We start from the raw sequence: 14,672 nt of genomic DNA on the forward strand, positions 1-14,672 counted from the left end.
ATTTTGTCCGCACTTAAAAATAATCAGGTAACGCTATGAGTTTTTCTACCATTTCAGTGATTGGCCTTGGATATATTGGCCTGCCAACCGCTGCCGCGTTCGCCTCCCGGCAAAAGCGGGTGGTCGGCGTTGATATCAATCAACAGGCCGTGGCGACCATTAACCGTGGCGAGATTCATATCGTAGAGCCGGATTTGGCGAGCGTGGTCAAAACGGCGGTTGAGCAGGGATATTTACGTGCGACGACCGAGCCAGTCGCGGCGGATGCGTACCTGATTGCCGTACCCACCCCGTTCAAAGATCTGCATGAGCCGGACATGGTCTTCGTCGAGTCGGCGGCAAAATCGATTGCGCCAGTGCTGAAGAAGGGGGCGCTGGTGATTCTGGAGTCCACTTCTCCGGTTGGTTCGACGGAGCAAATGGCCGCCTGGCTCGCTGAAATGCGCCCGGACCTTAGCTTCCCACAGCAGGCTGGCGAAGCGGCGGATGTCAATATTGCCTACTGCCCGGAGCGCGTGTTGCCGGGGCAAGTGATGGTCGAACTGATTAAAAACGACCGCGTCATCGGCGGTATGTCGCCGGTTTGCTCCGCCCGCGCCAGCGAGCTGTATAACATTTTCCTCGAAGGCGAATGTGTGGTCACCAACTCTCGCACCGCCGAGATGTGTAAGCTGACCGAAAACAGCTTCCGCGACGTGAATATTGCGTTCGCGAACGAGCTGTCGCTGATCTGCGCGGAGCAGGGCATTAACGTCTGGGAGCTTATTCGTCTGGCGAACCGTCATCCGCGCGTGAATATCCTGCAGCCGGGACCTGGGGTTGGAGGGCATTGCATCGCAGTCGACCCGTGGTTCATCGTGGCGCAAAACCCGCAGCAGGCGCGGCTGATTCGCACCGCCCGTGAAGTTAACGACCATAAGCCTGACTGGGTTATCGAGCAGGTCAAAGCCCGGGTGGCCGATTGTCTGGCCGCCAGTAATAAACGCGCCAGCGAGGTGAAAATCGCCTGTTTTGGCCTGGCTTTTAAGCCGAATATCGACGATCTGCGCGAAAGCCCGGCGATGTCGATCGCCATGCACATTGCCCACTGGCACAGCGGTGAAACGCTGGTTGTGGAACCCAATATTCACCAACTGCCGTCGAAACTTAACGGTCTGTGCTCGCTGGCCTTGCTGGATGATGCATTGGCGAACGCCGATGTACTGGTGATGCTGGTTGACCATCGCCAGTTTAAAGCCATCAGCGGCGATAGCGTGACGCAGGGTTATATTGTCGATACCAAAGGAGTGTGGCGGTGAATACGGTTCTGGTCACCGGTGGGGCAGGGTTTATTGGCTCAGCGGTTGTTCGCGAAATCATTCGCGAAACTTCTGATACGGTTGTTGTTGTCGATAAATTGACCTATGCCGGTAATTTACAGTCGCTGTCTCCTGTTCCCAGGAATGCTCGCTTCGCTTTTGAACAAGTGGATATTTGTGATCGGACCGAACTAGATCGCATCTTTCACCTCTACCAGCCTGACATTGTGATGCACCTTGCGGCTGAAAGTCATGTCGATCGCTCCATTGATGGCCCTGCGGCGTTTATTGAAACCAATATCATCGGGACCTATACACTACTGGAAGCCGCACGCACCTACTGGAATGGGGCTGACGAAGAGAAGAAATCGGCTTTTCGCTTCCACCATATTTCGACAGACGAGGTATACGGCGATCTCCACGATAGTGGTGCGTTTTTTACCGAAACGACGCCTTATGCGCCTAGCAGTCCTTATTCCGCTTCTAAAGCCAGCAGTGACCATCTGGTGCGCGCATGGCAGCGTACCTATGACCTGCCAGCGCTGATCACCAACTGTTCAAATAATTACGGCCCGTATCACTTTCCTGAGAAGCTGATTCCGCTCACCATCCTCAATGCGCTGGCGGGCAAGCCGCTGCCGGTTTATGGCAATGGCCAGCAAATTCGCGACTGGCTGTACGTTGAAGACCACGCCAGAGCACTGTACCAGGTGGCGACACGCGGCAAGCCGGGCGAAACTTACAATATCGGCGGGCACAACGAGCGTCAGAATATCGAGGTGGTGGAAACCATTTGCGATCTGCTGGAAGAGCTGGCGCCGTATAAACCGGATGGTGTGGCGTACTATCGCGACCTCATTACCTTTGTCGCCGATCGCCCAGGACACGATCTTCGCTATGCCATTGATGCATCGAAAATTGAAACTGAACTAGGCTGGACGCCGGATGAGACATTTACCAGCGGTATGCGCAAAACGGTTCAGTGGTACCTGGCAAATGAAACCTGGTGGCATCAGGTTCTGGACGGTAGCTATCAGGGCGAGCGTCTGGGACTGCAGGCCTGAACGCCTGGGAGAGGACAATGAAAGGTATTATTCTGGCGGGGGGGTCGGGCACTCGTTTGCATCCTATTACCCGAGGAGTGTCAAAACAGCTGTTGCCTGTCTACGATAAGCCGATGATTTACTACCCGCTGTCGGTGCTGATGCTGGCCGGTATCCGCGAGATTCTGGTGATCACCACGCCTGAAGATCAACGTGATTTTCAGCGCTTGCTCGGCGATGGGGAAGAATTCGGCGTGCAACTAAGCTACGCTGTTCAGCCAAGCCCGGACGGGCTGGCAGAGGCCTTTATCATCGGCGAGGCTTTTCTCAATGGTGAGCCTTCATGTCTGGTGCTGGGTGACAATATCTTTTTCGGCCAGGGCTTTAGCCCAAAACTGCGTAGCGTCGCGGCCCGTACAAGCGGGGCGACGGTGTTTGGCTATCAGGTGATGGACCCGGAACGCTTTGGCGTAGTGGAGTTTGATGACGAATTCCGCGCTATTTCACTAGAAGAGAAGCCAAAGCAGCCCAAGTCCAACTGGGCGGTAACCGGCCTCTACTTCTACGACGGTAAAGTGGCAGAGTACGCGAAACGGGTTAAGCCCTCAGAGCGCGGCGAGTTGGAAATCACCTCCATCAATCAAATGTACCTCGACGATGGTGCACTGACGGTGGAGCTGCTCGGCCGCGGTTTTGCCTGGCTGGACACGGGAACGCACGATAGCTTGATCGAGGCCAGTATGTTCGTACAAACCGTGGAAAAGCGTCAGGGCTTCAAAATCGCTTGCCTGGAAGAAATTAGCTGGCGCAACGGTTGGTTGGATGATGATGGTGTGAAGCGGGCAGCCAAACGCCTGGAAAAAACCGGCTATGGCCAATACTTACTGGATCTTGTCCGTGTCCGTCCACGCCAGTATTGAATCCCTGGAGTGGGAAAATCGTTTCTTCGGCATCCAGAGCGCGATTGTGCGCTTTTGCGATGACGCCCCGCCGCTGACCGCTCAGGTTTTGGCCGGCTGGTCGCGTTTGCAGGCGAAGATTGCGGCGGATGATTGTATGCGGCTGGATGCGCTACAGCGGCTGGGTTTCCAGCTCGTGGAAGGCGAAGTCGATCTGGCACTGCCGGTCGGTCGGTCTGCCGAGGCGGGCTGTGAAGTGGCCACGGCGGCAGAGATTCCACGACTGCGCGCGCTGGCGGCACACGCCTTTGCGCAAAGTCGCTTCCGCACTCCCTGGTATGCTGCAGATGCCAGCGGCCGTTTCTACGCTCAATGGATTGAAAATGCGGTGCGGGGGACCTTCGATAACCAGTGCCTGATTTTTCGTGCCGCTGATGGCGACATTCGCGCTTTTGTTTCACTGCGTCAGCTTAACGAAACGGATGCCCGAATCGGTCTGCTGGCCGGTCGCGGCGCGGGTGCTGAACTGATGCAGGCCGCACGGCATTGGGCCGAAGGTCGCGGACTTTCTACACTGCGGGTGGCAACCCAGATTGGGAACACTGCCGCGCTTAAACGTTATATTCTCAGCGGTGCAAATGTGGAAAACACCGCGTACTGGTTATACAGGTGACATGATGATTCCATTTAACGCACCGCCGGTGGTGGGAACCGAGCTTGATTATATGCAATCCGCGATGGACAGCGGAAAACTGTGCGGCGACGGCGGATTTACCCGCCGCTGCCAGCAGTGGATGGAGCAGCGGTTCAGAACTGCCAAAGCACTGTTGACGCCTTCCTGCACCGCTTCGCTGGAAATGGCGGCGCTGCTGCTGGATATTCAGCCGGGCGATGAAGTGATTATGCCGAGCTATACCTTCGTCTCCACCGCCAACGCCTTTGTGTTACGCGGTGCGAAAATCATCTTTGTCGATGTTCGTCGCGATACGATGAACATTGATGAAACCAAAATTGAAGCGGCGATCGGTGAGAAAACCCGGGCGATTGTGCCGGTACACTATGCCGGCGTGGCCTGCGAGATGGACACCATCATGGCCCTTGCCAGCAAGTACAATCTGTTCGTGGTGGAAGATGCTGCGCAGGGCGTCATGTCGACTTACAAAGGCCGAGCGCTGGGCACGATCGGGCATATTGGCTGTTTCAGTTTTCATGAAACCAAAAACTATACCGCCGGTGGTGAAGGTGGCGCGACGCTGATTAACGATCGTACGCTGATCGAGCGTGCGGAAATTATTCGCGAAAAAGGGACCAACCGTAGTCAGTTCTTCCGCGGGCTGGTGGATAAATACACCTGGCGTGATATCGGTTCCAGCTATCTGATGTCTGACCTGCAGGCGGCATACCTCTGGGCGCAGCTGGAAGCAGCGGAACAGATTAACCAGCAACGTTTAACGCTCTGGCAGCGCTATTATGATGCCTTGCTGCCATTGGTACGGGCTGGTCGCATCGATCTGCCGGTTATTCCGGCCGACTGCGGACACAACGCGCATATGTTTTATATTAAGCTGCGCGATATTGACGATCGCAGTAGCCTGATTGCCTGGCTAAAGGAGGCGGAAATTCTGGCGGTGTTCCACTACATTCCGCTACATAGCTGCCCGGCGGGGGAGCACTTTGGTCAATTCCACGGTGACGATCGTCATACTACCCAAGAGAGCGAACGTCTGCTGCGCCTGCCGCTATTCTATAACCTGTCATCAGCCAATCAGCGTACGGTGATTAATTCGCTGTTGAGCTACTTCTCCTGATATGTCGCTGGCTAAAGCTTCACTGTGGACCGCCGCGTCCACGCTGGTCAAAATTGGCGCCGGACTGTTGGTGGTTAAATTACTGGCGGTTTCCTTTGGCCCGGCTGGGGTTGGTCAGGCCGGTAACTTTCGCCAGCTGGTGACCGTGCTGGGCGTACTAGCGGGCGCCGGTATTTTCAATGGTGTCACCAAACTGGTCGCGCAGCATCATGATGATCATCAGCAGCTGAATAGGGTCGTCGGCACCTCCTCAGCGATGGTGCTTGGCTTCTCAATGCTACTGGCGCTGGTCTTTCTGCTGGCGGCTGCGCCTGTCAGCCAGGGGCTGTTTGGTCATACGCACTATCAGGGACTGGTGCGGCTGGTGGCGCTGGTGCAGATGGGTATCGCCTGGGCAAACCTGCTGCTGGCCTTGTTGAAAGGTTTTCGCGATGCGGCGGGTAATGCCCTGTCGCTGATCGCCGGTAGCTTGATTGGCGTCGTGGCCTATTACGCCTGCTATCACTTTGCGGGCTACCAGGGGGCGCTGCTTGGGCTGGCGCTGGTACCGGCGCTGGTGGTGATCCCGGCGGCAATCGTACTATGGCGACGCGGAACGATCCCCCTCAGCGCGCTGCGTCCGCGCTGGGATAACGGCCTCGCAGGGCAGCTTTCCAAATTTACCCTGATGGCGCTGATTACCTCAGTGACGCTGCCGGTGGCTTATGTGATGATGCGTAACCTGCTGGCGGATCATTATGGTTGGGAGGCGGTAGGGATCTGGCAAGGGGTCAGCAGCATTTCCGATGCCTACCTGCAGTTTATCACCGCGTCGTTTAGCGTCTACCTGCTGCCTACGCTCTCCCGATTGACGGTCAAATCGGACATTACCCGTGAGATCGGCAAATCATTAAAATTTGTCCTTCCGGCGGTGGCAGTGGCGAGCTTAACCGTCTGGCTACTGCGCGACTTCGCCATCTGGCTGCTGTTTTCCGACCGCTTTACGGCGATGCGCGACCTTTTTGCCTGGCAACTGGTGGGTGATGTGCTGAAGGTCGGCGCCTATGTTTATGGCTATCTGGTGATTGCGAAAGCGTCACTGCGTTTTTATATACTGACGGAAATCAGCCAGTTCACGCTGTTGACCGCATTCTCGCACTGGCTGATCCCGGCGCATGGCGCGATTGGCGCAGCGCAGGCGTATATGGCTACGTATATTGTTTATTTCGCCCTTTGTAGTGGCGTGTTTTTACTCTGGCGTAAACGGGCATGACAGCACTGATACATGTACTGGGATCGGATATCCCACACCATAACCAGACCGTTTTACGGTTCTTTAACGAGGAGCTGGCCGCCCATGACGAGCAGGCGCGTCGGTTTATGGTCGTCGGTGATGCAACAGGGGTCCGTGAGGCCTACCCGGCATTGTCTGTCACCTGTTATCCCGGAAAAAAATCTCTGGCGCAGGCGGTGATCACGCAGGCAAAAGCCGATCGCCGACAGCGCTTTTTCTTCCACGGCCAGTTTAATACCGGGCTGTGGCTGGCGCTGCTGAGCGGGGGGATTCGTCCTGCCCAGTTTAACTGGCATATCTGGGGCGCCGATCTGTATGAAAATTCGCCCAGCCTGAAGTTTCGCTTATTCTATCCACTGCGGCGCCTGGCCCAGAGTCGGGTCGGGCGCGTTTTCGCCACCCGGGGAGATCTCAGTTGGTTCGCTCGCCGTCATCCGCGCGTGCCCGGTGAACTGCTCTATTTTCCGACGCGCATGGATCCGACGCTCAATTCGCTGGCCGATAGCGCACCGCGTGCCGAGACACTGACGATTCTGGTCGGAAACTCTGGCGACCGCAGTAATGAGCATATTGCGGCGCTGCGCGCTATCCATCAGCAATTTGGCGATACGGTAAACGTGATCGTACCGATGGGGTATCCGGAAAATAACACGGACTACATTAACGAGGTCCGTGAAGCGGGCGCTGCGCTATTTAGCACCGCACACCTGCAGATTCTCAGTGAGAAACTGGCGTTTAATGATTATCTGAATCTGTTGCGCCGCTGCGATCTGGGCTATTTCCTGTTTGCTCGCCAGCAGGGCATCGGGACACTCTGTTTATTAATTCAGGCAGGTATACCCTGTGTGCTGAATCGGGAAAACCCGTTCTGGCAGGATATGACGGAGCAGAATATTCCGGTGCTGTTTACCGGCGATGCGCTGGATGTTGCCGTGGTGCGTGAAGCCCAGCGCCAGCTGGCAAGCGTTGATAAGAACCAGATTGCTTTCTTCCGGCCGAACTATCTGGCGGGCTGGCAGCGGGCGTTGCAGATTGTCGCGGAGGTCAATGCATGACATTAATGCAATTTTGCGGGCTGCTGGTAGTCTGGCTGCTGTCAACGCTGTTTATCGCCACCGCGACGTACTTTGAGTTCCGCCGCGTGCGCTTTAACTTCAATGTGTTCTTCTCATTGTTGTTTCTGCTGACCTTTTTCTTTGGCTTCCCGCTGACCAGCATCCTGGTGTTCCGCTTTGATGTCAGCGTTGCCCCGCCGGATGTGCTATTGCAAACCCTGCTGGTGTCGGTCTGTTTCTATGCGATCTATTACGTGACCTATAAAACGCGTCTGCGTTCGGCCACGCACGACAGCCCGCGACGCCCGCTATTTACGATGAACCGCGTGGAAACGCATCTGACATGGATCATTCTGCTGGGCGTGGCGCTGCTGTGCGTCGGGATTTTCTTTGCCCACAATGGCTTCCTGCTGTTTAAGCTCCGCTCTTACAGTCAGATCTTCTCTGCCGAAGTCTCCGGTGTGGCGCTGAAGCGCTTTTTCTATTTCTTTATCCCCGCGATGCTGGTGGTTTATTTCCTGCGCCAGGATTATAAGGCGTGGATATTCTTCCTGCTCAGCACCGTGGCGTTTGGGCTGCTGACCTATGCCATCGTCGGCGGTACTCGCGCGAATATCATTATCGCTTTCGCCATTTTCCTGTTTATCGGCATTATTCGCGGCTGGATCAGTCTGTGGATGCTGGTGATGGCGGGCGTCCTGGGCATTGTGGGAATGTTCTGGCTGGCGCTTAAGCGCTATGGCATGAACGTCAGCGGCGATGAAGCGTTTTATACCTTCCTCTATCTGACCCGCGATACGTTTTCGCCGTGGGAGAATCTGGCGCTGCTGCTGCAAAACTATGACAAGATTGCCTTCCAGGGGCTGGCGCCGATGATCCGCGACTTCTACGTTTTTATCCCCAGTTGGATGTGGCACGGTCGCCCGACGATGGTGCTGAATACCGCCAACTACTTCACCTGGGAGGTGTTAAACAACCACTCGGGGTTGGCGATTTCACCGACGCTAATTGGCTCGCTGGTGGTGATGGGCGGCATTTGGTTTGTTCCGCTGGGTGCCGTCGCGGTAGGACTTATTATTAAATGGTTCGACTGGCTGTACGACCTTGGCAATCGGGAAAGCAATCGCTACAAAGCGGCGATCCTGCATAGTTTTTGTTTCGGCGCTATTTTCAACATGATAGTGCTGGCGCGAGAAGGGCTGGATTCGTTCGGCTCCCGCGTGGTGTTTTTCCTCGTGATCTTCGGTATCTGCTTGTTAGCGGCGAAATTGCTGTACTGGCTCCTGGACAGCGCAGGATTGATTCATAAGCGGCCTAAACCACTTTCGCAACCACAGGTCTGATAAGGATGAACATGACTAAGAACACTTCCGCGCCGCAGTATACGCTGCGAGGGCTGCAGCTCATTGGCTGGCGTGACATGCAGCATGCGCTCAATTATCTCTTTGCCGACGGCGAGTTGCGTCAGGGAACGCTGGTAGCGATTAACGCCGAGAAAATGCTGGCGGTAGAAGATAACCCGGAAGTCCGCGCGCTGATTGAAGCCGCCGAGTTTAAGTATGCGGATGGCATCAGCGTCGTGCGTTCGATACGCAAAAAATATCCGCAGGCCAGGATATCCCGCGTTGCCGGTGCCGACCTCTGGGAAGCATTAATGGAACGCGCTGGCGCTCAGGGGACGCCGGTATTTCTGATTGGCGGCAAGCCGGAAGTGCTGGCGCAAACGCAAGCGAAGCTGCGCGCACGCTGGAATGTGAATATCGTTGGCAGCCAGGACGGCTATTTTACCCCTGACCAGCGCCAGCCGCTGTTCGAGCGGGTACGAGAAAGCGGAGCGAAAATCGTCACTGTGGCGATGGGATCGCCGCGTCAGGAGATCCTGATGCGCGACTGTCGGCGGCTTTATCCCGCAGCGCTGTATATGGGCGTTGGCGGCACCTATGACGTCTTTACCGGCCACGTCCATCGGGCGCCGAAGTTCTGGCAGAACCTTGGCCTGGAGTGGTTTTATCGTCTGTTGCTGCAGCCGAGTCGGATTAAACGACAGCTCCACCTGCTGCGCTATTTACGTTGGCATTATTCCGGGAAGCTCTGATATTCCACTGCAATCAGGCGAGATTGCATACATATTCTGTGTAATGTCTTCACTTGCCTGATACTTTATTTGCCATTTCCTGAAAATTCATTAACCATTCGCATGCTTAATCCACGGCGGGTAGCGTGTGCCGTCGTGCGGGCAAGGACATTTCCTTTCATTCATTAATAAAAATAACCGGTATATGGGCAAGACCATTGGCGGGTCGCGCCATGGCAAACCTGTCACTCTCCGGCGGTATGAGGCGCTGTGCTTCGGGAAGGTGTGAGGTCAGACATCAGGCGTGCCGTTCGAAGGACGAAGAACAAAAACCGGAAGCAGGGCAAACACAAGAGGTTATATGACAGAGAAAAAAGCGGAACTCCAGCGCGGACTGGAGGCCAGACACATTGAACTCATCGCTCTGGGCGGGACGATTGGCGTGGGTTTGTTTATGGGGGCGGCAAGTACGCTGAAGTGGGCCGGTCCTTCGGTCCTGCTGGCGTATATTATCGCCGGGTTATTTGTCTTCTTTATCATGCGCTCGATGGGCGAAATGCTGTTCCTTGAGCCAGTGACCGGTTCATTCGCCGTTTACGCGCACCGCTATATGAGCCCGTTTTTCGGCTATCTTACTGCATGGTCATACTGGTTTATGTGGATGGCGGTCGGGATCTCGGAGATTACGGCCATCGGGGTGTATGTGCAGTTCTGGTTCCCGGATATGGCACAGTGGATACCGGCACTGATTGCTGTCGGGCTGGTGGCGCTGGCAAACCTGGCCGCAGTACGCCTGTATGGTGAGATTGAATTCTGGTTCGCGATGATTAAAGTCACCACCATTATTGTGATGATCGTCGTCGGGCTGGGCGTGATCTTCTTTGGTTTTGGCAACGGCGGGCACTCCATCGGATTTGGTAACCTGACCGAACACGGGGGTTTCTTCGCCGGTGGCTGGAAAGGGTTCCTGACGGCGCTGTGTATCGTCGTGGCCTCCTATCAGGGCGTTGAACTTATCGGCATCACCGCGGGTGAGGCGAAGAACCCGCAGATCACGCTGCGCAGTGCGGTGGGCAAGGTTTTGTGGCGTATTCTGATTTTTTATGTGGGCGCAATTTTCGTGATTGTCACGATTTTCCCGTGGGATCAAATTGGCTCCGGCGGCAGTCCGTTCGTTCTGACCTTTGCGAAAATCGGTATTACTGCGGCGGCGGGTATTATCAACTTTGTGGTACTGACAGCGGCGCTTTCCGGCTGTAATAGTGGGATGTACAGCTGCGGTCGTATGCTCTACGCGCTGGCGCGCAACCGGCAGCTGCCTGCGGCGATGGCGAAAGTTTCGCGCAATGGCGTACCGGCCGTGGGCGTCGCGCTGTCGATTCTGATTCTGCTGATTGGCTCCTGTCTGAACTATATTATTCCCAACCCGCAGCGGGTCTTCGTCTATGTCTACAGTGCCAGCGTACTGCCGGGCATGGTGCCATGGTTTGTGATCCTGATTAGTCAGCTGCGTTTTCGCCGTGCGCATCAGGAGGCGATGGCCAGCCATCCATTCCGTTCGCTGCTGTTCCCGTGGGCTAACTATTTCACAATGGCATTTCTGATTTGCGTGCTGATCGGCATGGGCTTTAATGACGACACCCGTATGTCGCTGTTCGTCGGAATACTTTTCCTGGCCCTCGTGACGCTTATCTATAAGGTGTTTGGTCTTGGTCGGCATGGAAATGTCGATAAAACGACGGAATAAACGGCAAAGTGCGCAAAGCGTGACCAAACAGAAATTTTATTTAAAAAGGCACTAGACAGCGGGGGGGGAAGTCCGTATTATCCGACCCCGCAACGGCGCTAAGCGCCCGTAGCTCAGCTGGATAGAGCGCTGCCCTCCGGAGGCAGAGGTCTCAGGTTCGAATCCTGTCGGGCGCACCATTTAACCCGGTGCTTGAGCTGCGGTGGACTGTTAATTTAACAGTGCCGCGTGAAAAGATTTGCAGTGGTGGCTATAGCTCAGTTGGTAGAGCCCTGGATTGTGATTCCAGTTGTCGTGGGTTCGAATCCCATTAGCCACCCCATTATTTGATAGAGTTGTGAAATGCGAAGGTGGCGGAATTGGTAGACGCGCTAGCTTCAGGTGTTAGTGTTCTTACGGACGTGGGGGTTCAAGTCCCCCCCCTCGCACCACGACTTTAACGAATTGAACTAAAAATTCAAAAAGCAGTACATCGGCGAGTAGCGCAGCTTGGTAGCGCAACTGGTTTGGGACCAGTGGGTCGGAGGTTCGAATCCTCTCTCGCCGACCAATTTTGAACCCCGCTTCGGCGGGGTTTTTTGTTTTCTGTCGTACCGCGACTATCTTATATCTCCCTGATCTCCAGAATAAAAACGGCTATCCGCGCGCTATGTGAACGCGTCATTTTGTGTCCGGAATCCTCCCAATTTACTGTTGTGACTGATGCAATTTCCACGGAACCTGTGCGATAATAAACGGGTAGATGCTCATTCCATCTCTTATGTTCGCTTTCGGGCCTCATAAACTCCGGAATGATGCAGAGCCGTTTACGGTGCTTATCGTCCACTGCCAGATGTCGCGTTTATACGCACGATCTTCACGCTGCTGCGAAGCAGTTTGAGAGATAAAGCGTATCGTCTCATCAAACACCATGGACATAACGTTGAGTGAAGCACCCAATTTTGTTGTCAAACAGACCTGTTTTAACGCCTGCGCTGGTTTCAGTGCAGGCGTTTTTTTATGTCTGCGGTTATGCGCAGAAGAGGGCTCGGAGAAGCGCGCTATCGTCTCAGGAAGAGACGATAGCGGAAGGGCAGGTTACTGCTGAGGATTATTCTGTAGCGTTAACAGCAGGCCATCACGGCGCATTAATGCCGCTTCTTCTGGTTGATGCATACGGTCGAGCGTATCGGCCAGCCATGCGTAATCAAATGCATCCGGACGTTGTTTCAGCGCAGCACGGAACGCGATGCTGGCCTCCTGCCATTCGCCGTGGCGCATCAGGGATTGCCCCAGCGTGCTCCACAGTAAAGGCCGATCGCCGACCGATTTAATCTGCTGACGCAGCACTTTTTCCAGCTGCTCCGGATTATTGGTCTTCAGGCGCGGAATAAGCATCACCAGGCGGTCATCATACTGCTTCTTCAGTCCGTCGATAATAATCTGCTGCGCAGTATCATGATCGTCACTCTCAATGAGCAGATTGGCCATCGCCACCTGCAGGGACACCTGGCTGCGAGTTTTGCGGTTCTGGTTTTTCCACCACTCACGTAACCCATCGCTTCCGCGATCGGCCAGGGTTTGATCCATCAAACCAATCCAGGCCTGCTGCTCCAGCGCGGCGCGGTGCTCTTCATCGCTGACGTTGGCTTTTGCCATTGACGGCAGAATATCCAGCAGCGAATTCCACGCGCCGGTGCGGGTATAGGCCTGCTCGGCCAGGCGCAACACTTCCGGATGCCGCGGGGTAATCTCCAGCAGCTTATCAATGCCGTGGCGGGCTGCATGGTTTTCATTGCGGGCCAGTTGCACGCGCACGCGGGCGATCTCGACTGGAATCAGGTCGTCTCCGGCCAGCTCCGTTGCACGCTCCAGATGCTGATTCGCCCGTGCTTCATCACCACGCTGCTGGGCTGCTTCCGCCGCCAGCAGATAGTTCACCACCGGCTGTTCGGCGTGATCGGCATTCTTCGCCATCAGCTTTTCAACCTGCTGATAGTCGCCTTCTGCCAGCTTCAGCAATGCCTGTTCAGTTTGCTTACGTGCACGACGGCGTTTACGACCCAAGAACCAGCCACGGGTATGGGCGCCGGTACGGAAAATGCGGCGGAACAGCCATTCAATCGCAAACAGTACCACCATGGTGAGGATCAGGATGATCACCAGCCCGGTCACGCTGGTTTCAATGTTGTAGTTATCGGTCTGGATCAGAACGTAGCCCTGGTGTCCGGAGATAATCGGGCCGACAACGATCCCGGCGATCAGCAGTGCGAAGAGTAAGAGAATTTTCAGCATACGTTACTCTCCTTGTGGCGCTGGTGCAGGTGCTTGTGTAGGTGCGGGAGCAGGGGGCGTCGGCGCGCTGCTCTGGGTGACGGCAGGTTGCGTCATCAGGTTGCGTACCCGCGTTTGCATCAGCTTCTCGAGGAGGGCCTGACTTTGCAGATTTTGCGGCACGCTCATCGTGATGCTTTGCTGACTCAGTTTATCGACATCTTCCAGGAACGCTTTGGTCGTGGCATCTTCCGTGTCGTAATACGCGCGAACCCAGGTGGAAACATTATCCAGTGCTTGTTTGTATGTCTCTTCCTGATGGCGCGGGACCGCTTGCGCCGCAACCAGCAGACGGGAGCGAATATTTTCGCGCAGGTAGATATCCTGGTTTGGCGCCAGCAGCGGGACTGCTGTTTCGTCGCGACGACGAATGGTAATAAAGCTGTCCATAAAGCTCTGCCAGCTTTTTTGCAGATTCACGCGCCATTCGCCGATGGAGCTGGACAGCTCTTCGCTGTCGGAATCCATCGGGGAGTCGTCATCGTTATTGTCGGCGAGGCGCAGATTATCAATCTGGTTAGCAAGCTGGTTGACCTTCAGGATAATACCGTCGTAGTCGACCTGGCTGACGGCCGATAGCGACGCGATATCGTCGGTAATGGCGCGGCGGGCGCTAATCAGACTGGGATCGTTCATATCGGCAAGGCTGGCATCAGCGCTTTTTAACAGCGCAGCGGCAGTGGTGACGTCCTGATCGCTCCACAGCTTACGTCCGGCAGATTTGACCAGAAAATCGGCCTGCGCCAGCAGCCAGGTTTTGGCATCGCTTCCGGAAATGACGGCCACTTTTTGCTGCACGTCTTCCAGCTGCTTCGCCAGCGTCTCCTGCTGACGCTTCGCCTCGGTTAGCTGGTCCGCCTGCTGCCTGATAATACCATCGAGCTCATTTTTTTGGCTTTCTTGCGCTTTTTGCAGCTCCGCCACCCGTTCGGCGAGCGCCGTACTGGTCTCGTTCTGTCGCGATACTTGCTGTTTATTTAAACCAAACAGGCCGACGCCAGCGGCGAGGGCAATGGCGATAGCAATCGCGCTCAGAACGAGGCTGGTTTTATTACCGTCGTTTTTCTTTCCGGTATTCTCTGGCTGTGGCGCCTTGTCCACGGCCTCCCTGGTCTCTTCAACCACGGCGGATTGGTTTTGTTGTTCCGTCATTATGGCTTCC

At 55.3% G+C, this 14,672-nt stretch carries 12 protein-coding genes and 4 tRNA genes; 14 read left to right on the top strand and 2 right to left on the bottom strand.

What is annotated here, in order from left to right:
• The first annotated feature begins 35 nt into the window (after positions 1-35).
• The 14 genes from wecC to ACZAHD_RS04830 all read left to right on the top strand — a co-directional run bounded on the left by wecC (position 36) and on the right by ACZAHD_RS04830 (position 11,747).
• Positions 36-1,298 carry a UDP-N-acetyl-D-mannosamine dehydrogenase gene (gene wecC / locus ACZAHD_RS04765; RefSeq protein ID WP_462455753.1) on the top strand — a complete coding sequence of 421 codons (1,263 nt, stop codon included), beginning with the start codon at positions 36-38 and terminating at the stop codon, positions 1,296-1,298.
• Positions 1,295-2,362 carry a dTDP-glucose 4,6-dehydratase gene (gene rffG / locus ACZAHD_RS04770; protein WP_462455754.1) on the top strand — a complete coding sequence of 356 codons (1,068 nt, stop codon included), beginning with the start codon at positions 1,295-1,297 and terminating at the stop codon, positions 2,360-2,362. Before wecC ends, rffG begins: the two co-directional genes overlap by 4 nt.
• Positions 2,363-2,379: 17 nt before the next feature.
• Positions 2,380-3,261 (top strand): glucose-1-phosphate thymidylyltransferase RfbA, encoded by an 882-nt coding sequence (gene rfbA / locus ACZAHD_RS04775; RefSeq protein ID WP_462455755.1) that lies wholly within the window; start codon positions 2,380-2,382, stop codon positions 3,259-3,261.
• The gene (gene rffC / locus ACZAHD_RS04780; protein ID WP_462455793.1) at positions 3,239-3,913 is read left to right on the top strand and encodes a dTDP-4-amino-4,6-dideoxy-D-galactose acyltransferase; all 675 of its coding nucleotides are present in this window, start codon (positions 3,239-3,241) and stop codon (positions 3,911-3,913) included. The genes rfbA and rffC overlap by 23 nt, the downstream gene beginning before the upstream one ends.
• Positions 3,914-3,917: 4 nt before the next feature.
• Complete coding sequence (gene rffA, locus ACZAHD_RS04785) at positions 3,918-5,048, top strand: dTDP-4-amino-4,6-dideoxygalactose transaminase (protein WP_462455794.1); 1,131 nt, start codon at positions 3,918-3,920, stop codon at positions 5,046-5,048.
• A gap of 1 nt (position 5,049) precedes the next feature.
• Positions 5,050-6,300: a lipid III flippase WzxE gene (wzxE, locus tag ACZAHD_RS04790; protein ID WP_462455756.1), complete on the top strand. Its 1,251-nt coding sequence runs from the start codon at positions 5,050-5,052 to the stop codon at positions 6,298-6,300.
• Entirely contained in the window at positions 6,297-7,376 is a 1,080-nt protein-coding gene (locus ACZAHD_RS04795; RefSeq protein WP_462455757.1) for a TDP-N-acetylfucosamine:lipid II N-acetylfucosaminyltransferase, read from the top strand. Before wzxE ends, ACZAHD_RS04795 begins: the two co-directional genes overlap by 4 nt.
• Positions 7,373-8,719, top strand: coding sequence for an ECA oligosaccharide polymerase (wzyE, locus tag ACZAHD_RS04800; RefSeq protein ID WP_462455758.1), 1,347 nt, complete (start codon positions 7,373-7,375; stop codon positions 8,717-8,719). Before ACZAHD_RS04795 ends, wzyE begins: the two co-directional genes overlap by 4 nt.
• Before the next feature lie 11 nt (positions 8,720-8,730).
• Positions 8,731-9,471 carry a lipopolysaccharide N-acetylmannosaminouronosyltransferase gene (wecG, locus tag ACZAHD_RS04805; RefSeq protein WP_462455759.1) on the top strand — a complete coding sequence of 247 codons (741 nt, stop codon included), beginning with the start codon at positions 8,731-8,733 and terminating at the stop codon, positions 9,469-9,471.
• Between the two features lie 340 nt (positions 9,472-9,811).
• Positions 9,812-11,197, top strand: coding sequence for a bifunctional threonine/serine APC transporter ThrP (gene thrP, locus ACZAHD_RS04810; RefSeq protein ID WP_462455760.1), 1,386 nt, complete (start codon positions 9,812-9,814; stop codon positions 11,195-11,197).
• A 102-nt stretch (positions 11,198-11,299) separates the two neighbouring features.
• A tRNA-Arg gene (locus ACZAHD_RS04815) sits at positions 11,300-11,376 on the top strand.
• A gap of 67 nt (positions 11,377-11,443) precedes the next feature.
• Positions 11,444-11,519: transfer RNA gene (locus tag ACZAHD_RS04820), tRNA-His, on the top strand.
• A 22-nt stretch (positions 11,520-11,541) separates the two neighbouring features.
• Positions 11,542-11,628, top strand: a tRNA-Leu gene (locus tag ACZAHD_RS04825).
• 42 nt (positions 11,629-11,670) lie between these two features.
• Positions 11,671-11,747 (top strand) — tRNA-Pro (locus tag ACZAHD_RS04830).
• Positions 11,748-12,274: 527 nt separating this feature from the next.
• Here the strand turns inward: ACZAHD_RS04830 and hemY are convergent.
• Together hemY and hemX are read right to left on the bottom strand one after the other, a co-directional pair.
• Positions 12,275-13,471 carry a protoheme IX biogenesis protein HemY gene (gene hemY / locus ACZAHD_RS04835; RefSeq protein ID WP_462455761.1) on the bottom strand — a complete coding sequence of 399 codons (1,197 nt, stop codon included), beginning with the start codon at positions 13,469-13,471 and terminating at the stop codon, positions 12,275-12,277.
• A 3-nt stretch (positions 13,472-13,474) separates the two neighbouring features.
• A complete protein-coding gene (gene hemX, locus ACZAHD_RS04840) occupies positions 13,475-14,662 on the bottom strand; it encodes a uroporphyrinogen-III C-methyltransferase (protein ID WP_462455762.1) in 1,188 nt (395 codons plus the stop codon).
• Between the last annotated feature and the right edge of the window lie 10 nt (positions 14,663-14,672).

Origin of the sequence: Raoultella sp., assembly GCF_039594335.1 — a bacterium.
Lineage (GTDB): Bacteria > Pseudomonadota > Gammaproteobacteria > Enterobacterales > Enterobacteriaceae > Klebsiella.

Bases quoted from the DNA above. Each gene is read 5' to 3' on its own strand.
- wecC (WP_462455753.1), top strand. From the start codon at position 36: ATGAGTTTTTCTACCATTTCAGTGATTGGCCTTGGATATATTGGCCTG.
- wzxE (WP_462455756.1), top strand. From the start codon at position 5,050: ATGTCGCTGGCTAAAGCTTCACTGTGGACCGCCGCGTCCACGCTGGTC.
- rffA (WP_462455794.1), top strand. From the start codon at position 3,918: ATGATTCCATTTAACGCACCGCCGGTGGTGGGAACCGAGCTTGATTAT.
- thrP (WP_462455760.1), top strand. From the start codon at position 9,812: ATGACAGAGAAAAAAGCGGAACTCCAGCGCGGACTGGAGGCCAGACAC.
- wecG (WP_462455759.1), top strand. From the start codon at position 8,731: ATGACTAAGAACACTTCCGCGCCGCAGTATACGCTGCGAGGGCTGCAG.
- hemX (WP_462455762.1), bottom strand. From the start codon at position 14,662: ATGACGGAACAACAAAACCAATCCGCCGTGGTTGAAGAGACCAGGGAG.
- ACZAHD_RS04795 (WP_462455757.1), top strand. From the start codon at position 6,297: ATGACAGCACTGATACATGTACTGGGATCGGATATCCCACACCATAAC.
- hemY (WP_462455761.1), bottom strand. From the start codon at position 13,471: ATGCTGAAAATTCTCTTACTCTTCGCACTGCTGATCGCCGGGATCGTT.
- rfbA (WP_462455755.1), top strand. From the start codon at position 2,380: ATGAAAGGTATTATTCTGGCGGGGGGGTCGGGCACTCGTTTGCATCCT.
- wzyE (WP_462455758.1), top strand. From the start codon at position 7,373: ATGACATTAATGCAATTTTGCGGGCTGCTGGTAGTCTGGCTGCTGTCA.